Consider the following 18,951-nt stretch of genomic DNA (forward strand, 5'->3'; position numbering starts at 1 on the left):
TTGAAATTAACTGCATCTAATAAGGCAGGTAATAGCACTTCAAAAACAATTACGATTGTCGACAAAACACCTCCAACTCTTTCAGTTAATCAAGTCAGTGATAAAAGTACAAAAGTAACAGGGAAAACGGAAGCTAAAGCTACCATTAAATTGTATATCAATGGAAAACTCAAAAAAACAACTACCGCTGATGCAAAGGGGAAATTCTCATTTACAATCAGCAAACAAAAAGCTGGCGTGAAATTGAAAGTAATGGCATCTGATAAGGCAGGTAATAGCACTTCAAAAACAATTACGATTGTCGACAAAACACCTCCAACGCTTTCAGTTAATCAAGTCAGTGATAAAAGTACAAAAGTAACAGGAAAAACGGAAGCTAAAGCTACCATTAAATTGTATATCAAAGGAAAACTCAAAAAAACGACTACCGCTGATGTAAAGGGGAAATTCTCATTTACAATCAGCAAACAAAAAGCTGGCGTGAAATTGAAAGTATTTGCATCTGATAAGGCAGGTAATAGCACTTCAAAAACAATTACGATTGTCGACAAAACATCACCAAAGAAACCGACTGTAAAAAAAGTAACGATTAAATCAAAAGTGGTCAATGGGAAAGCAGAAGCAAAGGCAACCGTCTATGTATACAAAGGGAAAAAGAAGCTCGGCTCGGCTTTAGCAGATAGTAAAGGAAGATTTAAAGTGAAAATTAAAAAGCAAAGAGCTGAAACGAAACTATCTGTTTTTGTAAAAGACAAAGCAAAAAATCAAAGTAAAAGCACTAAAATAACGGTTTCTAAAAAGTAATAGACCGATTACAAACTGTAGCATATGTGCTGATCCTTCCTAGCTGGCACATATGCTACAAATCTTCTAGAAACGTGGTGAAGGTAATGAGTAAAAAATGGTTATTTATAGGAATCATAACCGTATTAAGCGTTATGCTACTTACTGCATGTAAGATTCAATCGGTCGAAGAATTCCATAAAGAAGAACAAGCATCACAAGCTTCCAGTTCAGGTACAAATAAGGGGTACACAAATACACAAACACCTACTTCAAAAATAGAGAAGGCTAAGACAGAGACAAAGACAAAGACAAAGGCAAAGGCAAAGAAAGACATAGCAGCTAAAAAAGATGATAGTAAAGGAAATCAAGAGCATAAAACTACAAAGAGCGACAAAATTAGTAACGATAAAACAGCTAAGAGCAAAGAACAGAAAATCTCAAAAAAAAATGATGGTAAAAACGCTTTAGTAAAAGTACCGAATAAAATTAATAGTAAACCTAAGCAAGATGAAAAAGATCGCTCTTCTAATACGGAAAAACAAGACACAGTCGTTGAAAAACCATCGAAAGAGCAGAAAGAAAAAAAATATGTCACTATTTCAATTCATGTTGATACGATTTTGGACAATTACGATAAATTAGATAAACCCTTGCAAAGTGAAAAATTTGTTCCCAAAAACGGAGTTATCTTAAAAACTACAAAATATGAAATAAAAGATAACGATAATGTTTTTGATGTACTACTTCGTGCAACAAGAGACCATTATATTCAAATGGAGTACCAAGGAGCAAATGATAATAGCTATGGAAGTGTATATATTGAAGGTATCAACCATATCTATGAGTTTAGTGTTGGAGATTTAAGTGGTTGGATGTATTCAGTAAACGGTCACTATCCTAACTATGGGGCAAGCAAATATATTTTGAAAGACGGCGATAAAATCGAGTGGAATTATACTTGTGATTTAGGTCGTGATTTAGGAGTGAATCCGAATGATTAAATGTGTGTTTATCAAATGAAAGCTTTTGAAACCTATCATCCAATTGTTCTATTCACCTATTTCTTATCTGTGATAAGTCTATCTATTTTTTACATGCAACCAGTTTACTTACTTATATCACTTACCGTTTCCATAATATTAAACATCCTATTAAATAAAAGATCCTTTAAAAACAGCTTATTATTCTATATTCCTTTATTTGTCGTTGTTTCATTATGTAATCCCTTTTTTAGTCACGATGGAATGAAGGTTTTATTCTATGTAAACTATAATCCTATTACATTAGAAGCTATTTTGTATGGTGTAGCAATGGCTACAATGATGCTTTCGGTTGTTTTATGGTTTGGTTCATACAATGCGGTTATGACATCGGATAAGTTTTTATACCTATTTGGGAAGGTATCTCCTGCTCTAGCGTTAATTTTATCTTTAACACTTAGACTAGTACCTAGATTTAAAAAGCAAATTAGATTGATCTCACATTCTCAAAAGATGATAGGAATGGATTATACATCCGGAAAAATAATTCAAAGAATAAAAGCATGCCTTCAAATTCTGTCGATTTTAATTACATGGTCTCTTGAAAACTCAATCGAAACAGCGGATTCTATGAAGGCACGTGGATATGGGTTAAAAAATCGTTCTACCTTTTCTTTATTTATTTTTACAAAAAGAGATGGAATCGTACTATTTATTATTCTTGGTTTAGCTATTGCGAATATCGTAGGAAGTTTGTTCGGATACTCCACCTATTATTTTTATCCAACTTTCAGTGATATCACTCTATCGAATGTAAGTATATTGCTTTACAGTTCCTATGCCCTATTACTGTTAATACCGATTATCATTGAAACAAGGGAGTTATTAAAATGGCGCACATTGAGGTAAGAAATGTAACCTTTCAATATCCTTTACAAAGTCAAAAAGCACTTGATGATATATGTCTTTCAATAGAAGAAGGAGAATTTGTTGTATTTTGTGGTACCTCCGGTTGTGGAAAGAGTACCCTTTTAAGGCAGCTAAAAAAAGAATTAACACCACACGGTGAAGCATCTGGTGAAATTTATTATAAAGGTTCTCCTTTGGAGCAATTAGACCTGCATGGTTCTTCTTCTGAAATTGGATTTGTCATGCAGAATCCCGAAAATCAAATTGTTACTGATAAAGTATGGCATGAGCTTGCCTTTGGTTTAGAAAATTTAGGATTTAGTACTATGGCAATAAGACGACGTGTAGCCGAGATGGCTAATTTTTTTGGTATTCAAGAGTGGTTTAGAAAAAATACGAGTGAGTTATCGGGTGGCCAAAAACAGCTTTTAAATCTTGCAGCAATTATGGCTATGCAGCCTTCGATTTTACTTTTAGATGAACCGACATCTCAATTAGATCCGATTTCAGCAAAAGAATTTTTAGATACTTTGCAGAAATTAAATAAGGATTTAGGATTGACCATTTTATTAGTTGAACACAGATTGGAAGAGGTATTTGCCATTGCGGATCGTGTGGTTGTTATGGAGAATGGAAAAATCATCTGTAACGCTGGTCCTCAAGAGGTAGCACAGCAACTAAAGCAAATGGATAGAAATCCAATGACATTAGGACTTCCTACACCTGTTAGAGTTTTTAATGAATTGCAAATTGAAGAAAATGCTCCTTTAACCGTTAGAGACGGTAGAAGATTTTTAACGAAGCTCTTTCAAAGCCCAGTGGATACTCCACAAATAATGAAAAAAGAGCAGAAACAAAATCGTGTCATTATGGAAATAAATGATACTTGGTTTCGGTATGAAAAAGAACTGCCGGATATATTAAGAGGATTTTCATTGCAAATTCATGAAGGAGAAATTTTAAGCATTGTAGGAGGAAATGGATCCGGAAAAACAACGGCTTTGAATGTACTGGCCGGCCTACTTAAACCTCATAGAGGGAATATTCTATTGAACGGTAAGAAAATCGATAAGTATAAAAATGGAGATTTATATCGAAATCATTTAGCCGTTTTACCTCAAAATCCACAAACATTATTTGTGGAGAAGAAAGTGATTTTGGAATTTCAAAATATTGTTAAAGTGTTTCATTACTCCAAAGAAGAAGCAGCAGATAGAATATCTGAAGTTATTCGCACATTAAATATTGAGCATCTTTTATCTAGTCATCCCTATGATTTAAGCGGTGGTGAACAGCAGAAAGTTGCACTAGCAAAAATTCTGTTACTAAATCCGAAAATTATATTATTAGATGAACCCACAAAAGGATTCGATGCCTATTCTAAATTTATATTTTCAACTATTTTAAAGGATCTAAAGGACAAAGGTGTCGCGATCGTAATGGTAACTCATGACATTGAATTTTCCGCACAATATTCTGATCGATGCGCCATGTTTTTTGATGGAAGCATTGTATCAGAAGATGAAACTATGGAATTTTACAGCGGAAATAACTTTTATACAACCGCTGCCCATCGAATGTCGAGACATTTATTCGAGAACACGGTTACTTGTGAGGACGTGATTACATTATGCAAAATAAATCAACCATCAATAAAAGAAATTATGGTAAGAAACAGTTAATACGATCATCGATCATTTATTTCGTTGTAATTCCCTGCATTCTGTTTGCCGGCGTTGTGTTATTTAATGATCGGAAATATAATATCATTTCCATACTTATTGCTTTTCTATCCTGTATACCGTTTTTTTGGGCTTTTGAAAAAAGAAAACCTCAGCCTCGTGAAATCATGTGTATTTCCGTCATGTCAGCAATTTCAGTGGCTGGTAGATTTGCATTTGCAATGCTGCCTGGGTTCAAACCTGTTACGGCGATAACCGCCATTACAGGCTTTGCCTTTGGTCCAGAAGCGGGCTTTTTAACTGGAGCAATGTCTGCAATTGCTTCCAATATATTCTTTGGCCAAGGGCCATGGACTCCCTTTCAAATGTTTACATGGGGATTATTAGGGTTTATTGCAGGTCTTATGGGAAGAAAGGGTATAACCAAAAGTAAAATAGTCTTGATTCTTTATGGCACCTTCTCCGGAATATTATTCTCATTATGTATGGATGTTTGGGGAGTCATTTCCTTAGATGGTATATTCAACTGGAAAAGATACTCAGCAGCAATTGTCACTGCTATTCCATTTATGATGATATACATCGTTTCTAATATTATCTTTCTTTTATTACTAACTAAACCTATAGAGGAAAAGCTAGAAAGAATTAAAATCAAGTATGGGTTGATGTAATGAAAAAGTATCACAACAAGTTAATCACTTTAAACTACTTCATGTGAATGTATTGGCCTTCAACCAATGGAAAACTACTATACTTTCCTTAAAGTAGTAGAGTTCTATCTTTACAGTTTTTAAAAGGAAGTATAATTTTTTCCGCATACAATTAACCTTACCTAGATTTTAAGTCTGATTAGTTGATTTAAGAAGTTATTTAAGTGAGTTGGATATAAAATATATGAGGAAATAAATAAATTTGCTTAGATTGATGACTAACTATTTTGTTAAGAATAAGGGGAAATAACGGATAAAAAAACAAAACCCGCAAAGGCTTTTAACTTTGTGCGAGTTTTGTTCTGATTGTATATTTTAATGATAATAACCAATCAAACTGATCAACGAAACCGTTAATGAGATAATAGAAAGGTTTGTACACATATAGGATATCCATTTTGTCACATCGTTCTTCCATTGGTTAAGATTTTGGTCATTTTTTATTTGGTAATCTGCGCGTTCGACGGATCTCGTTTTTGGGGTTATCATATTTCCTAAAAGCTTAAACCCCTCTGTGAATAAGCATAAAAAACCTGTTTTCCAAATAGTGATCGTAACCGTTGCGACTAGCGCGATGATGCCTACTAAAAAGGTACTATTAATCCAGGTTAATAATGTTCCTCCTGCCCAAATCTTATATCCTATCAAGATGCATAATGATATACAACTTAGCAGTAAATGTTTTTTCATCCTGTCTTTCACCTCAACTTATTATCTCGGTTCTTTTTTCAGTCGAATATAGAGCGGGAAAGGGAACGTTATCCCTCCAAAAATGGGACATGGGGATTGTCCCCTCTTCCCAAACGGGATAAGAGAACCGAACCCACTTCCCACTTGGGACGGAAGAACCGTCCCTTAATTACTTGTTTTCTTTGCCCATTTGAATGATGGGTTGCTCTCCAGATAATAGGCAATGTTGCTAAACTTAGATGATACTAAGAAGGTGTTTGTGTAAAAATAGATTGGCATAAATGGCATGTCCTGCATTAAAACTTCTTCAGCTTGGTGCAATAATTCATAGCGTTTTGTTTCGTCTTGTTCGACTTTTGATTGAGCCATTAATTCATCATATTTCTTATTTACCCATTCTGTACGGTTGTTCGGGCTATCACCTAGGTAATAGTCAAGCATGATAACTGGGTCTACGAAGGATCCAATCCAGCCCATGCGTGCCATTTGGAAGTTATGTTGGTGGGTTGTGTCTAAGTATGTTTTCCATTCTTGGTTGTTTACCTTGATGTCCACTCCAAGATTTTTCTTCACCATTTCCTGAACAGCTTCCGCAATCTTTTTATTGTTATCCGCAGTGTTATAAAGCAAAGTTACGTTTGGAAGTTTAGAATAACCTTCTTCCTTCATTCCTTCCTGTAAAAGCTTCTTTGCCTCCGCAGCATCTTCTTTGAAATAGTTTCCGCCTTCTTCACGGAAGTCTCCGCCATTAGGTGTTTTCACTCCTGGAGGAACCATCCCGTATGCAGGAGTTTCTCCGGCTTTTGTTACGTTATCCGTTAGAGTTTTACGATCAATTGACATCGCAAACGCTCGACGGATTTTTTCATTCGTAAATGGCTCTTTGTTTACGTTAAACATAATCATATAGGTTCCGAAATAAGGTACTTCTTTAAATTCTTTGTTATTTTTCTCAGCGTCTAGAGCATCAGATGGCAATGTGCTGATGAAATCTAACTCGCTTGTCTTATACATTTGGTAATAGGTTGTTGCATCTGGGACTATTTTGAAAGTAATCTTTTTCAAGCTTACATCTTTTTGACTGTAATAGTTATCATTTTTCTCAATAACTACTTGACTATTATGCTTCCATTCTGTCATTTTGAATGGACCGTTGCTTACGTAATTTTTGGCATCTGCAGACCAGTTTTTATTTTTCTCTACTAAATCCTTCTTCACCGGATAGAACGTATACATTGCCAGCAATTTATTAAAGTACGCAAGCGGAGCATTTAGTTCTACCTGTAATGTGTGATCATCAACAGCCTTTATTCCGACTTGATCAGCGGAGCCTTTTCCCTTGTTATACGCTTCTGCTCCTTTTATATAGTAAAGATAAAAAGCAAAGGAGCTTCCTGTTTCAGGATTAAGCACTCGTTTCCATGAGTATTCAAAATCCTGTGCTGTTACTGGTGTACCATCAGACCATTTCGCATCATCGCGAATGGTGAAAGTATACGTTTTTCCATCATCCGAAACCTTTGTATCCCTCGCTAAACCTGGTACAATCTCCCCTTTTTTATCCTTCGTATATAAGCCTTCAAAAGTATGATTTAATACCCATCCCGAGGTTGTATCGGTTGCAAGTGCTGGATCGAGAGCTGGCGGCTCTGCCGACATCCCTATTGTCATTTCTTGCTTCACATCTTTACTGCTACCTGACGTAGCTTTGTCACCGCCGCATCCAGCTAATACACTGGACAATGCGAGCATGGCAGCCAGAATAATTAACCACTTCTTCATCATGATTCCCCTCCGTTTAATATTTTGGTAGATAAAAATTACTTATATAAATGACAGGCTGTCCAATGGTTAAGTTGGACTTCCTTCCATTCCGGTGAACTCTGAGAACAGATCTCCATCGCATGTGGACATCTTGTAGAAAAACGACATCCTTGCGGCGGATTAACGGGACTTGGAGGATCTCCTCCCAATACAATCCGTTCTCTCTTGTCTGCCTTTGGATTTGCAATAGGAATAGCAGACAAAAGTGCCTGTGTATATGGATGCAATGGATTAACAAACAGCTCATGGCTGCCTGAAAGCTCCATCATTTTTCCCAAATACATCACGCCAATGCGGTCACTGATATGCTTCACCATTCCTAAATCGTGAGCAATGAAAAGATAGGTCAATCCTTCCTGCTCCTTTAAATCATCCAGCAGATTGATTACTTGTGCCTGAATTGAGACGTCTAAAGCGGAAATTGGTTCATCAGCAACAATAAATTTTGGCTGGACAGCAAGTGCTCTGGCAATTCCAATACGCTGTCTTTGGCCGCCACTGAATTCATGCGGGTATCTCTTTGCATGAGAGGGACTCAAGCCTACTTTTTCGAGCAATTCATAGATTCGGTTTTGCCGTTCCGCACCCTTAGCCAATTTATAAGCATCGATTCCCTCCGCAATAATGTCTCCGACTCTCATACGCGGATTAAGGGAGGCATGCGGATCTTGAAAAATAATTTGCATCTCTTTATTCGCAATTTTTCGTTTCTTGGAATCTAGCTTTCCGAAATCTTGATTATTGTAAAAAACACTTCCAGAGCTAGGCGACTGTAATCCGACAATCGTTTTCCCTAATGTGGACTTTCCACTCCCGCTCTCTCCTACAAGTCCAAACGTCTCACCCTTGCGAATGTAAAAAGAAATATCGTCTACAGATTTAACCGATTGGTCTTTTTTAATATGAAAGTATTTTTTTAGATTTTTCACTTCCAATAAGACTTCACTCATGCTGATCCCTCCCCGCTGCCACTAAGTCATGAATTTTTGGTGCCCGCTCATCATTTAACCAGCATTTTGCCGTATGACCGTTTTCCAGTTCAAACTCAGGAGGCATATGATCCACGCAAACCTCCATCGCATACTTGCACCTGGCGGCAAATGGACATCCCTTTGGAGGATTAAAAAGATCCGGTGGTGAACCATCTATTGGAATCAGCCTTTCTTTTTCTTCTGCCTCGAAATTTGGAATCGATTCTAATAAGCCCCATGTATATGGATGTTTTGGTGATTCAAAAATATCTTCCACACTGCCTGTTTCGACAATCACACCTGCGTACATGACGGCAACTCTTTGCGCTGTTTCTGCCACAACGCCTAAATCATGGGTAATTAAAATGATGGCTGTATTTGTTTTTTCCTGTAAATCCTTCATCAAATTCAGAACCTGTGCTTGGATCGTCACATCGAGCGCCGTTGTCGGTTCATCCGCGATTAGCAGCTCTGGATTACATGCCAACGCGATTGCAATCATTACTCTTTGCCGCATTCCACCACTAAATTCATGCGGATATTGATGATATCTTTCCTCTGGGTTTGGAATTCCCACAAGCTTGATCATTTCCACTGCTTTTTTCCTGGCTTGTCCATTTGTTACTTGCTGATGGTTAAGAATGGCCTCTTCAATTTGTTTACCGACCTTCATCGTTGGATTCAACGAGGTCATTGGATCCTGGAATACCATACTAATTTTCGAACCTTTTAATTTGCGCATTTCCTTTTTCGATAGCTTTAACAGATTTTTTCCTTGAAAAAGAATTTTTCCACCTTTAATTTTTCCAGGCGGTGTTGGAATTAGATCCATAATCGTTTGGACTGTGACACTTTTCCCACTGCCGCTTTCCCCAACAATCGCCATGATTTCTCCTTCTTTCACATGAAAGGAAACATCCCGGACAGCCTGGATCTCACCGCCGTATGTTTTAAAATTCACCTCTAAATTCGAAACCTCCAATAAGTGTTCCATTTCCTCACCTCCTAATCGCTACTTCTTGGATCAAGCGCATCCTGAACTCCATCGCCAAACGAGTTAAAGGCAAACATTGTTAACGAAATCAGGAAGCCCGGGAAAAATAATCTCCACCATTGTCCGCTTAAAATTACGCCTAATGCATCATTCGCCATCGTTCCCCAGCTTGCAAAAGGGGCTTGTACACCTAATCCCAGGAAGCTTAAGAATGATTCTGCAAATATAGCCTGGGGAATAGTGAAGGTTAAGTTTACGATAATAATCCCCATCGTATTTGGTATCAAATGTTTTAGGATGATTTTCGAATGGGATGTACCGAGTTTTTCTGCAGCTAATACGTATTCCTGTGATTTTAGCTGTAAAATTTGGCCGCGAATAATCCGTGCCATTCCAACCCAACCGGTAACGGAAAGTGCGATAATAATCGCTTTGATCCCAGGTTCCATGATGACCATTAACAAAATGACAACTAGCAAATAAGGGATACCATATAAAATTTCCACAATCCGCATTAAAGTCATATCGATACGATCGCCTTTTTTGCCGCGTCCTGCCATGTAGCCGGAGATACCTCCAACCACAACTCCGATGAGTAAATCAATTAATGCTGCAACAAGTCCGATGGTTAAGGAAACACGCGCTCCATACCATGTACGAGCCCACATATCTCTCCCTAAATCATCCGTCCCAAACCAGTGACTTCCTGACGGGGCTAAATTCGTTTTTGTTAGACTTTGCTCAGATGGACTATAAGGAACCATAGATGGACCAAAAATAGCAAAGAAAACGACGATGACTAATAGGGAAAATCCCAAAATGGCTAGCTTATTTTTGATGATTTTTAAGAACGCGTCCTTCCACGCACTTAAACTTGGCCGCTGAATGGTATCATGAATGAGCCGCTTCGGATCAGCCGGCCGAAATAGGGATTGATCTATATTTTTTTCTATCATGTTAATCCCCCTTACTCGAAAGCTTAATTCTTGGATCAATAATTCGGTATGAAATATCAATTAAAAACAAGGTCACGACGAGAATAGAACTATAGAATACCGTGACCCCCATAATGACTGGATAATCCCGATTGAAAATACTGTCTACAAAGTATCTGCCTAATCCAGGTATCGCAAATATTTTTTCAATGACAAACGTACCGGTAAGTAATGCCGCAAATAACGGACCAATAAAAGTAACGACTGGAAGGATTGCATTCCTAACACCGTGCTTGATGACTAGTTTTGTTGTCGACAATCCTTTTGCGTCCGCAGTCCTCATGTAATTTTGATTCATCACCTCAATCATGCTGGAGCGCATGAATCGAGCAACGACTGCCAAAGGTGTTGCGGCGAGGGCGATACATGGAAGAATCGTGTGGTCCCATGATCCCCATGAGGCAACCGGCAACAACCTCCATTTCACTGCTACAAACTTAATTAAAAGCGGTGCAAGGATAAAGCTTGGAACCGATATTCCGACGATCGCTATTACCATCGCCGTGTAATCAAGGAAACGATTATGATTTAGTGCCGCGATGATCCCAAGTAGCAGTCCAAAGAATAATGCAATGACTATCGACTGAAGACCTAATGTAGCGGAAATCGGAAAACCAGTAGAAATAATATCATTTACGGTTCTTGTTTCTGATTGTATTGACGGGCCTAAATCAAAAGTAACTAAGTTTTTTAAGTAAAGTGCATACTGGACGGGTATAGGCTTGTCCAAATTATACTTAGCCCGGATATTTTCCAGCACCTCTTTCGGCAGCACATTGGCATCGGAGGCAAATGGATCCCCAGGAATACACTTCATAATGACAAACGTTAAGGTGGCAATTACCCAAATGGTCAGAAACATCGTAAGGAAACGTTTCAAAATGTACACCATGTACACCTCCCATCAAAGATTTTGTTCTTTATTTAAATAATTAGGTATGCATTAAAGTGGTATTGGATGTCGGAGCAAGATGGATTTAGATTCTGTTTCCTTGCCACAGTTCGATAATTGGAGTAAGAGACAATTCCCCGTTCTTTCCATCAAATTGGGGATTTCGCGAAAATCCATTTTCTTCTTCGTTATCGCTTTATAAGTTTAAACATGAGTTCAGGAACATTCACCTATCCATCGTGACCGTCTCCCGCGACTGAACACGTTTTCGGGCACATTCACTTCACTGATGAATATTATGAAGGCAAGACATCATATGTACTCGAATGTATTTTTATACACACCAAGCTGTACAATGCTGTTTGTTTCTGTAATATCTTGAATTTGATTGAGCTTTAAAACAATATTTGTAATATCTTGTTGGTCAGGGACGGCAATTTGTACGAGTAGTGGATAATCTCCCGATGTTAGAGAGATGTAACGGATCACTTTAATTTTTTTCAATTCGGCTATTACGGTTGGGATAGAATCCGGTTTTACTTTTAGTTGAATAATAGCTCCGGACTTTAGACCTACAGCGATTGGATTTACAACACCTACCACTTCAAAAATCTCTTTTTCTATTAAACTTTTATAACGAAGTCTTATAGTTTTCTCCGTTACATTCAGCCTTCCAGCTATTTCCTTAAAGGACATCCGGCCGTCCACCGATAATTCCTTAATGATCCCACGATCTAAATCATCAATTTCAATGCTCATATAATGCCCCCTTTCGATACTAGATTAGTAAATTAGCATTACAAAGTGGTTGCTAACTTTATACTTCACTCTGTTTTTAGATACATTTTCAACAAAATAATATCGGAAAAAGGAATATTATAGGTATTATATATTTGCATTTTCCAAGAATCAATATATTTTAAGAAAATTCTGATTATTGGTTCTATAGTAATAGGAATTTATTCCTTCACTGTAGTAAAGTTTGAGGTAAAACGTAGCATTTATCTAATTTCGGGACTACAAAAATAGATAAATTGGTATAGAGGATAAAATAGAAGCTCTATTAAAATTAAGAAAAAGATGTCCAAAAAGAGATAAATCATCTCCTATTACTTCTGTTTCAAAGCATTTATGATATCGGTGTTCGAAGTAGAACAGATACTCCTCCTGGAACACGATTTCGAATTATGTTCGTCTGGTAATTCTTCCACCATTCAGCACACATATTAAGAATAAATCTTCCTAAAACAAAACAAAGCATAAACCTTCCAATAAGGAAGATTCATGCTTTGAGTTACAACTTTTCTCTACATTTTTTAAGACCAGCATTAGTATTGAAGCATATCTTTGCCAAACGGCAAACTTATAGTCCAAGTCACATAAAATAAAAAATCCACCAAATATATATTGGTGGAGACGGCTAAATAAATCTAGATATATTATTGAAAAATTCAATAATTTCTTATATCCTTTAAGAGAACATACGTTTCGAGGAGGGGTACAATGAAAAATTGGGAGGCATTCTATGTTGCGGGTATAATAGATGGGGAAGGCACCATTACTTTAACAAGAATGCATGTAAATGAACATCGAAGACCTTGCATAACAATTTCCTCCACTGATATAGAACTCCTAAAATATATCCAAACATTAATAGGTGGCGTAATTAATAATAAAAAGAATTATAAACCAGAAATACATAAAAATTCTTTCACCTTATCTATTAAAAAGAAAGCAGATGTCTTTGAAACATTAATACAAGTGACACCATTTTTAAGAGTAGATCAAAAAAGAAAACGTGCTGCTTGAATTCTTGAAAATTATGATCTAGTTACAATCCGGAATGGCAAATATACCCCTGAATTATTAAAAAGAAAGCAATTGTTTGAGGAACAATTTTTTCTTATCCTTTGATAAAAAAATTCATAAATCATACCAAGGAAAATAATAAATGCACTTATAACCATAAATAAATCCTTCTTTTCCCATAATATAAACATGAAGTCTTCTACCAAGATTAATAATAAGGAAGCAACAATTAACATGAGGTTCAGCTTAAATTCAAAAAAAGCATAAGTATTCCAGTAGAATACTTATGCTTTTAGTTCTCATAAAATAAAAAATCCACCAAGTATGTATTGGTGGAGACGGTGGGACGTGCACTTCCATGCTTTCGTCATGGCACTGACTATATCTTGAACCTGTAAGTTTAACAGGTCCCCCGGCGTATTATGCGAAAGAAAAATTTATCAACATTGATATCATTTTCGCATCCTAGTACTACCACTAGAAACAGTGGCAGTCTATAAGTCGATACACGGCTGTTGGATTACTCCACATACCGCTCGGTATTGCCTTACTGACATATACAGCTTAGGTTTCACCGATAAAGCCGGATTTTCACTTGTATGTTACCATACAAGGCGACTAATTTCTAATCGAACCCACGTCCAGAAATATTGCCACTTAAGCGTCTACGAGTGTAGTCGATATATTCGTGTTTCGCGACTTCTTCTGCCTATCGACAGGCGTCCGAAGTGCTAGCCTGATTGTTCTCTTCCATAGTCCCCAGGCGGAGGACGTCCGGCGTATCCCACTAAAGTTGAGACCCTGACCCTACCACATGGGAGATGGAGGGAGGATCCGCTACGCTAGCTTACGCTGCGAAAGCGAGGTTTTGTTTAGTTTTGCCAGTTATTATTGGCTTTGGCGTTTTTACGAGGCCGACCCCCTCGACTCGCGACTCAAGCTCAAACTACCCCTGTCGAATCCGTAACGTCCCCATATATTATATTGGGATTTAGGATCAATGCATTGAGCTTGCATATCACATCTAAAAAACTAACTGGCTATTACATGTTTTATTATAACATGTTTATTGTATTTTTCAATTGTAAATTTCTGTATTTCGATTCCAAAGACATTTATAATGCTATCCATTCCAATAACTTTAATACAATTCTACATTTGTTGACGTGCTTTAAATGCTTTTTCAATTTCCCGCTTTGCTTCTTTTTTCTTCAAATCTTCACGTTTATCGTATTTCTTTTTGCCTCGCCCAAGTCCGATTAATACTTTTGCATAGCCATCTTTCAAGTACATTTTTAAAGGGATTAATGCATATCCTGCTTCCTTCGTTTCCCCAATTAATTTATTTATTTGTTTGCGGTGAAGGAGAAGCTTTCTTGTTCTTAATGGATCGTGATTATAACGATTCCCTTGTTCATATGTACTGATATGCATATTATAGATGAAGACTTCGCCTTTTTGAATTCGCGCAAAGGAGTCCTTTAAATTTACACGACCAGCTCGAATCGACTTTATCTCTGTTCCTTGTAAGACGATTCCCGCTTCATATGTTTCTTCAATAAAATATTCATGACCTGCCTTTTTATTTTGGGCAACTACCTTACCTTCCCCTTTTGGCATTCTTACTCCCCCTAACTGAACAGTAAAATGGTGCCTGACACCAATATTAAGGTGTCAGGCACCCATACTATTTTCGTTTCTTGTTACGATTATTTTTTGGTTTGTTTGAGAACGATTTTTTCTTTTTCTTTTTTGCATGTGGCGGGCGATTGGACCATTCTCCGTCCCTTTCTTCATTCCCTGGGCCATTTCTCTTCGTATCTTTCTTATGGTCTCGGACTTTTACTATACGTGGCTTATCGTCCACTCTGCGTGGACGATTATTTTTCATCCCGACAATTTCAAAATCTATGTCATGCTCATCTTTGTTAACTTTTATGAGACGAACAGTAATCTCATCGCCGATTCGGAAGACATTAGCAGTTCTTTCTCCAATCATAGCATATTGCCGCTCATCATATCGATAATAATCATCTGTCATATAGCTTACGTGAACAAGACCTTCGATGGTATTAGGGAGCTCTATGAACATCCCAAAATTGGTGACAGAGCTAATAATTCCATCGAATTCCTCACCAATTTTATCTTCCATAAACTCTGCTTTTTTGAGCTCGTCTGTTTCACGTTCTGCATCTACCGCTCTCCGTTCCATTTTGGAGGTGTGATCGGCAATTTCACGTAAGACAGCGTTCCATTTCGCACGCGTAGCTTCATCTAATTTACCCTCAATTAAATACGTACGAATTAAGCGATGAACAATTAAGTCTGGGTATCTGCGGATCGGCGATGTAAAATGGGTATAAAATTGTGTCGATAAGCCAAAATGTCCGAGACTTTCGGGGTCATATTTTGCTTGTTGCATGGAACGAAGCATGACAGTGGAAATAACCATTTCCTCTGGTTTCCCTTGGACCGCTTCAATGATTTCCTGTAAGGCTCTAGGATGCACAGCATTTGCTGTACCTCTTACAATGAGTCCGAAGTTAGTGATGAACTCAAAAAAGCGTTGTAGCTTCTCTGCCTTAGGATCCTCATGAATACGGTAAATAAAAGGTACTTCAAGCCAATGGAAATGCTCTGCTATCGTTTCATTAGCGGCAAGCATGAATTCCTCGATTAGTCTTTCAGCAACAGAACGTTCACGAAGTACGACATCAGCAGGTTTTCCTTCCTCATCTACTAATACCTTCGCCTCTTTAAAATCAAAATCAATGGCACCTCTATGCATTCTCTTATTTCTAAGGATCCCGGCAAGCTCCTCCATTGTTTCGAACATTGGGACCAAAGCTTCATAACGATTTCTTAGCTCCTCGTCCTTTTCAACCAATATTTTTTTCACATCAGAATAGGTCATTCTTTCTGTTGTTTTAATAATACTTTCAAAAATTTCATGGTTGACCACTTCACCTTGATCGTTGATTTCCATTTCACAGGAAAGGGTGAAACGATTTACTTTTGGATTGAGCGAGCAAATTCCGTTCGACAAGCGATGCGGTATCATCGGAATAACCCGATCCACTAGATAAACACTCGTTCCTCGTTCGAATGCTTCACGATCGATTGGCGAGCCTTCCTTTACATAATGGCTGACATCTGCAATATGAACTCCCAATTTATAGTTACCATTATCCAACTTTGTGACGGTAACAGCATCATCCAAATCCTTTGCATCTGCACCATCAATGGTAACAATTACTTCATTTCGCAAATCACGTCGATTACCAATTTCACTTTCATCGATCTCATCCGGAATGCTATTCGCTTGATTCAATACATCCTCTGGAAATGCCTGAGGAAGACCATACTTATGAATGATAGAGAGAATGTCGACACCAGGATCATTTTTATGACCTAGGATTTGAATTACTTCCCCTTCAGCATTTTTTCTGCCTTCTGGATACGTCGTTAATCTAACAACTACTTTATGGCCCTCGACAGCACCAGCACTTGCATTTTTTGGTATAAAAATATCATTACCAAGCTTTTTATCATCTGGGATAACAAAGCCAAAGTGTTTACTTTCCGTATAAGTTCCAACTATTTCTTGTATTCCACGTTCAACGATTCGAATAACGGAGCCTTCCCGTCTAGCACCTGAACTTTCTGCAGTTACCCGTACAAGTACGATATCCCCATGCATCGCATTATTCGTTTCATGCGGTGGAATAAAAATATCGTCATACCCAGCTTCCTCCGGCGTAACAAAGGCAAATCCTTTTGCATGACCTATCAATTTTCCTCTAACTAAATTCATTTTTTCAGGGAGCCCATAGCGATTGCTTCTTGTTCTAACCACTAGCCCCTTTTCTTCCATATACACAAGTGTTTTAACAAACTCTTTAAAATCCGTTGAGTCTTCAATTCCAAATGCTTCTTCAAGCTCTTGAACCGTTAAGGGCTTATACGTTTCATCTCTCATATAATGTAAAATACGTTCAACCTGTGAAAGTATATTTTCTTCCAATTTCATCCCTCCAATAATGGGAATTGTTTTATGGTCGTGTCCACCCCATTAGCATGACCAATCTAGGGTTTCCAAAAATGCATAGATATCCTCGTGAAGCTGCTCTTTTTCTTTGTCTAACGTTATCACATGTGTAGATTCCTCATACCACTTTATTTTCTTATTATCCGACTCTACTTCTTTATAGATAATATTAGCACTATCAGTATTAATCATCTCATCATGTCTTGCTTGGACGACAAAGGTAGGAGCATAAATCATATCAACATTTTGACGGACATCTGCTATTAAGTCTTGAAGTGCTTTTAACGTCCCCATTGGTGTTTTCTTAAATTCTTCAATTTCCTTTTCAATTTGATCCGAATCTTTTCCTTCGAATCTTTTATATTGACGAGCATAATCTACTACTCCGTGATACATCGTTTCTTCGTTTTTTATGTACATCGGCGCGCACATGGGAATAATACCCTTCACAGCTACAGTGTAACCCAATTTTAGAGAAAATACTCCACCTAGCGATAACCCTGCTACAGCAATTTCCTCATAGCCTTTTTCTCTCAAATGTTCATATCCTTTTAAAACGTCCTGCCACCAATCATCTGGACCAGTGTGAACAAGTTCTTCAGGTGGTACACCGTGACCTTTATAGATAGGTGCATGACAAGTGTAGCCTTTTTTCTCTAAAAATCTGCCAAGCATTCGCACATCGGCTGAGCTTCCAGTGAAACCATGGAGAAGTAATACTGCTCTTTTTCCTCCCTCGAATGTGAATGGCTTTGGTGCTACTATTTTCATGGTGCACTAACTCCTTTATTTTGAATGTTATCCTCTACTATTTTTATCAAAGTAAAAGTAAACAATCCAGAAATAAGCCTTTGCAATATTAATATTTAGAAAAGCTCTTTTCTCAAACTTTGTTATTTATGTAAAAGAAAAACTTATAACCACTCGTATACGACTTAAGTATAAGAAAAGAAGGCCCGAAACTAGGACTAATTTAGGAAATTAAATAAGTACGAAAAACAACAATTTATGAGAAAACAGCCTTAGTATAAAAAAACCTGACCTATTGTGGCCAGGTTAATTACTCATTCATTATTGTCCAAAAACAATAACTGCTAATGCAAAAATGAAAAATAATACCGCAAGGACAATCGTAATTCTGTGAAGCACTAAATCCATGCCACGAGCTTTTTGTTTTCCAAAAAGCTGTTCAGCTCCACCGGAAATAGCTCCTGAAAGACCAGCACTTTTACCTGATTGTAATATGACAACAATAATTAAGGCAATCGCATCAATTATTAATAAAGTCAATAATAAAGTATGCACGATAACCCACCTCCTGAAATCGATCGAGAGAATGCTGTTTTTAGACGGTTGTCCAATCTTAAGACGCATCCGCAACAATGTAGATATAATTAATGTATCATAACTGCAAAATAGATACAATGAAATTTTAAGGGATAGAATAATTAGTTGACGGACTTATGAGATAATTACGACGGATTATTATGAAATTAGGAGGGATTATCTATTATTTTGGCTTTTCTTACGACATCGGGCACGTTCAGACCATGAATGTGACCGTGATTCCACTTTTCCCACGGCATCGGGCACGTTCAGACCATGAATGTGACCGTTACTCTTATTTTCCCACCTCATCGGGCACGTTCAGGCCATGAATG

General features: G+C 37.4%; 17 protein-coding genes and 1 other RNA gene. 6 read left to right on the top strand and 12 right to left on the bottom strand.

Annotated features, from left to right (window positions below; translation table 11 throughout):
* From AC3WJF_RS01870 to AC3WJF_RS01890, 5 genes are all read left to right on the top strand, one after another.
* On the top strand, positions 1–804 hold an 804-nt coding region (locus AC3WJF_RS01870), incomplete at its 5' end, for an Ig-like domain-containing protein (protein WP_492449399.1).
* Positions 805–890: 86 nt separating this feature from the next.
* A complete protein-coding gene (locus AC3WJF_RS01875; RefSeq protein WP_492449400.1) occupies positions 891–1,787 on the top strand; it encodes a DUF4430 domain-containing protein in 897 nt (298 codons plus the stop codon).
* Between the two features lie 15 nt (positions 1,788–1,802).
* Positions 1,803–2,675 carry an energy-coupling factor transporter transmembrane component T gene (locus tag AC3WJF_RS01880; protein ID WP_492449401.1) on the top strand — a complete coding sequence of 291 codons (873 nt, stop codon included), beginning with the start codon at positions 1,803–1,805 and terminating at the stop codon, positions 2,673–2,675.
* Entirely contained in the window at positions 2,657–4,357 is a 1,701-nt protein-coding gene (locus AC3WJF_RS01885) for an ABC transporter ATP-binding protein (RefSeq protein WP_492449402.1), read from the top strand. Before AC3WJF_RS01880 ends, AC3WJF_RS01885 begins: the two co-directional genes overlap by 19 nt.
* On the top strand, positions 4,306–5,028 hold the full coding sequence (locus AC3WJF_RS01890; RefSeq protein ID WP_492449403.1) for an ECF transporter S component: 723 nt from the start codon (positions 4,306–4,308) through the stop codon (positions 5,026–5,028). The genes AC3WJF_RS01885 and AC3WJF_RS01890 overlap by 52 nt, the downstream gene beginning before the upstream one ends.
* Positions 5,029–5,382: 354 nt before the next feature.
* Here the strand turns inward: AC3WJF_RS01890 and AC3WJF_RS01895 are convergent, their stop codons facing one another.
* From AC3WJF_RS01895 to AC3WJF_RS01925, 7 genes are all read right to left on the bottom strand, one after another.
* Positions 5,383–5,757 carry a DUF3899 domain-containing protein gene (locus tag AC3WJF_RS01895; protein WP_492449404.1) on the bottom strand — a complete coding sequence of 125 codons (375 nt, stop codon included), beginning with the start codon at positions 5,755–5,757 and terminating at the stop codon, positions 5,383–5,385.
* Positions 5,758–5,922: 165 nt separating this feature from the next.
* Positions 5,923–7,542, bottom strand: a complete 1,620-nt coding sequence (locus tag AC3WJF_RS01900; RefSeq protein ID WP_492449405.1) for a peptide ABC transporter substrate-binding protein — start codon at positions 7,540–7,542, stop codon at positions 5,923–5,925.
* 35 nt (positions 7,543–7,577) lie between these two features.
* Positions 7,578–8,531, bottom strand: coding sequence for an ABC transporter ATP-binding protein (locus tag AC3WJF_RS01905; protein WP_492449406.1), 954 nt, complete (start codon positions 8,529–8,531; stop codon positions 7,578–7,580).
* Positions 8,524–9,546, bottom strand: a complete 1,023-nt coding sequence (locus tag AC3WJF_RS01910) for an ABC transporter ATP-binding protein (RefSeq protein WP_492449407.1) — start codon at positions 9,544–9,546, stop codon at positions 8,524–8,526. The genes AC3WJF_RS01905 and AC3WJF_RS01910 overlap by 8 nt, the downstream gene beginning before the upstream one ends.
* Before the next feature lie 11 nt (positions 9,547–9,557).
* Positions 9,558–10,502, bottom strand: coding sequence for an ABC transporter permease (locus AC3WJF_RS01915; RefSeq protein WP_492449408.1), 945 nt, complete (start codon positions 10,500–10,502; stop codon positions 9,558–9,560).
* Between the two features lies 1 nt (position 10,503).
* Complete coding sequence (locus AC3WJF_RS01920) at positions 10,504–11,430, bottom strand: ABC transporter permease (protein ID WP_492449495.1); 927 nt, start codon at positions 11,428–11,430, stop codon at positions 10,504–10,506.
* 315 nt (positions 11,431–11,745) lie between these two features.
* The gene (locus tag AC3WJF_RS01925) at positions 11,746–12,192 is read right to left on the bottom strand and encodes an Lrp/AsnC family transcriptional regulator (protein WP_492449409.1); all 447 of its coding nucleotides are present in this window, start codon (positions 12,190–12,192) and stop codon (positions 11,746–11,748) included.
* Positions 12,193–12,936: 744 nt separating this feature from the next.
* Between AC3WJF_RS01925 and AC3WJF_RS01930 the strand changes: the two genes are divergently transcribed.
* Positions 12,937–13,242 carry an LAGLIDADG family homing endonuclease gene (locus AC3WJF_RS01930; protein WP_492449410.1) on the top strand — a complete coding sequence of 102 codons (306 nt, stop codon included), beginning with the start codon at positions 12,937–12,939 and terminating at the stop codon, positions 13,240–13,242.
* A 626-nt stretch (positions 13,243–13,868) separates the two neighbouring features.
* Here AC3WJF_RS01930 and ssrA read toward each other — a convergent pair.
* The 5 genes from ssrA to secG all read right to left on the bottom strand — a co-directional run bounded on the left by ssrA (position 13,869) and on the right by secG (position 18,595).
* Positions 13,869–14,208: a transfer-messenger RNA gene (gene ssrA / locus AC3WJF_RS01935) on the bottom strand.
* 186 nt (positions 14,209–14,394) lie between these two features.
* Complete coding sequence (gene smpB, locus AC3WJF_RS01940; protein ID WP_492449411.1) at positions 14,395–14,862, bottom strand: SsrA-binding protein SmpB; 468 nt, start codon at positions 14,860–14,862, stop codon at positions 14,395–14,397.
* Positions 14,863–14,929: 67 nt separating this feature from the next.
* On the bottom strand, positions 14,930–17,221 hold the full coding sequence (rnr, locus tag AC3WJF_RS01945) for a ribonuclease R (RefSeq protein WP_492449496.1): 2,292 nt from the start codon (positions 17,219–17,221) through the stop codon (positions 14,930–14,932).
* A 93-nt stretch (positions 17,222–17,314) separates the two neighbouring features.
* Positions 17,315–18,061 carry an alpha/beta hydrolase gene (locus AC3WJF_RS01950; RefSeq protein ID WP_492449412.1) on the bottom strand — a complete coding sequence of 249 codons (747 nt, stop codon included), beginning with the start codon at positions 18,059–18,061 and terminating at the stop codon, positions 17,315–17,317.
* A gap of 300 nt (positions 18,062–18,361) precedes the next feature.
* Positions 18,362–18,595 (bottom strand): preprotein translocase subunit SecG, encoded by a 234-nt coding sequence (secG, locus tag AC3WJF_RS01955; RefSeq protein ID WP_492449413.1) that lies wholly within the window; start codon positions 18,593–18,595, stop codon positions 18,362–18,364.
* Positions 18,596–18,951: the final 356 nt, after the last annotated feature.

The sequence above is a fragment of the Heyndrickxia sp. FW510-T9 genome, assembly GCF_058781025.1.

Excerpts from the sequence above, each read along its gene's own strand:
- AC3WJF_RS01925 (WP_492449409.1), bottom strand. The coding sequence starts at position 12,192 with ATGAGCATTGAAATTGATGATTTAGATCGTGGGATCATTAAGGAATTA.
- AC3WJF_RS01910 (WP_492449407.1), bottom strand. The coding sequence starts at position 9,546 with ATGGAACACTTATTGGAGGTTTCGAATTTAGAGGTGAATTTTAAAACA.
- AC3WJF_RS01950 (WP_492449412.1), bottom strand. The coding sequence starts at position 18,061 with ATGAAAATAGTAGCACCAAAGCCATTCACATTCGAGGGAGGAAAAAGA.
- AC3WJF_RS01895 (WP_492449404.1), bottom strand. The coding sequence starts at position 5,757 with ATGAAAAAACATTTACTGCTAAGTTGTATATCATTATGCATCTTGATA.
- AC3WJF_RS01880 (WP_492449401.1), top strand. The coding sequence starts at position 1,803 with ATGAAAGCTTTTGAAACCTATCATCCAATTGTTCTATTCACCTATTTC.
- AC3WJF_RS01930 (WP_492449410.1), top strand. The coding sequence starts at position 12,937 with ATGAAAAATTGGGAGGCATTCTATGTTGCGGGTATAATAGATGGGGAA.
- rnr (WP_492449496.1), bottom strand. The coding sequence starts at position 17,221 with ATGAGAGATGAAACGTATAAGCCCTTAACGGTTCAAGAGCTTGAAGAA.
- AC3WJF_RS01890 (WP_492449403.1), top strand. The coding sequence starts at position 4,306 with ATGCAAAATAAATCAACCATCAATAAAAGAAATTATGGTAAGAAACAG.
- smpB (WP_492449411.1), bottom strand. The coding sequence starts at position 14,862 with ATGCCAAAAGGGGAAGGTAAGGTAGTTGCCCAAAATAAAAAGGCAGGT.
- AC3WJF_RS01915 (WP_492449408.1), bottom strand. The coding sequence starts at position 10,502 with ATGATAGAAAAAAATATAGATCAATCCCTATTTCGGCCGGCTGATCCG.
- AC3WJF_RS01900 (WP_492449405.1), bottom strand. The coding sequence starts at position 7,542 with ATGATGAAGAAGTGGTTAATTATTCTGGCTGCCATGCTCGCATTGTCC.
- AC3WJF_RS01875 (WP_492449400.1), top strand. The coding sequence starts at position 891 with ATGAGTAAAAAATGGTTATTTATAGGAATCATAACCGTATTAAGCGTT.
- AC3WJF_RS01905 (WP_492449406.1), bottom strand. The coding sequence starts at position 8,531 with ATGAGTGAAGTCTTATTGGAAGTGAAAAATCTAAAAAAATACTTTCAT.
- AC3WJF_RS01885 (WP_492449402.1), top strand. The coding sequence starts at position 2,657 with ATGGCGCACATTGAGGTAAGAAATGTAACCTTTCAATATCCTTTACAA.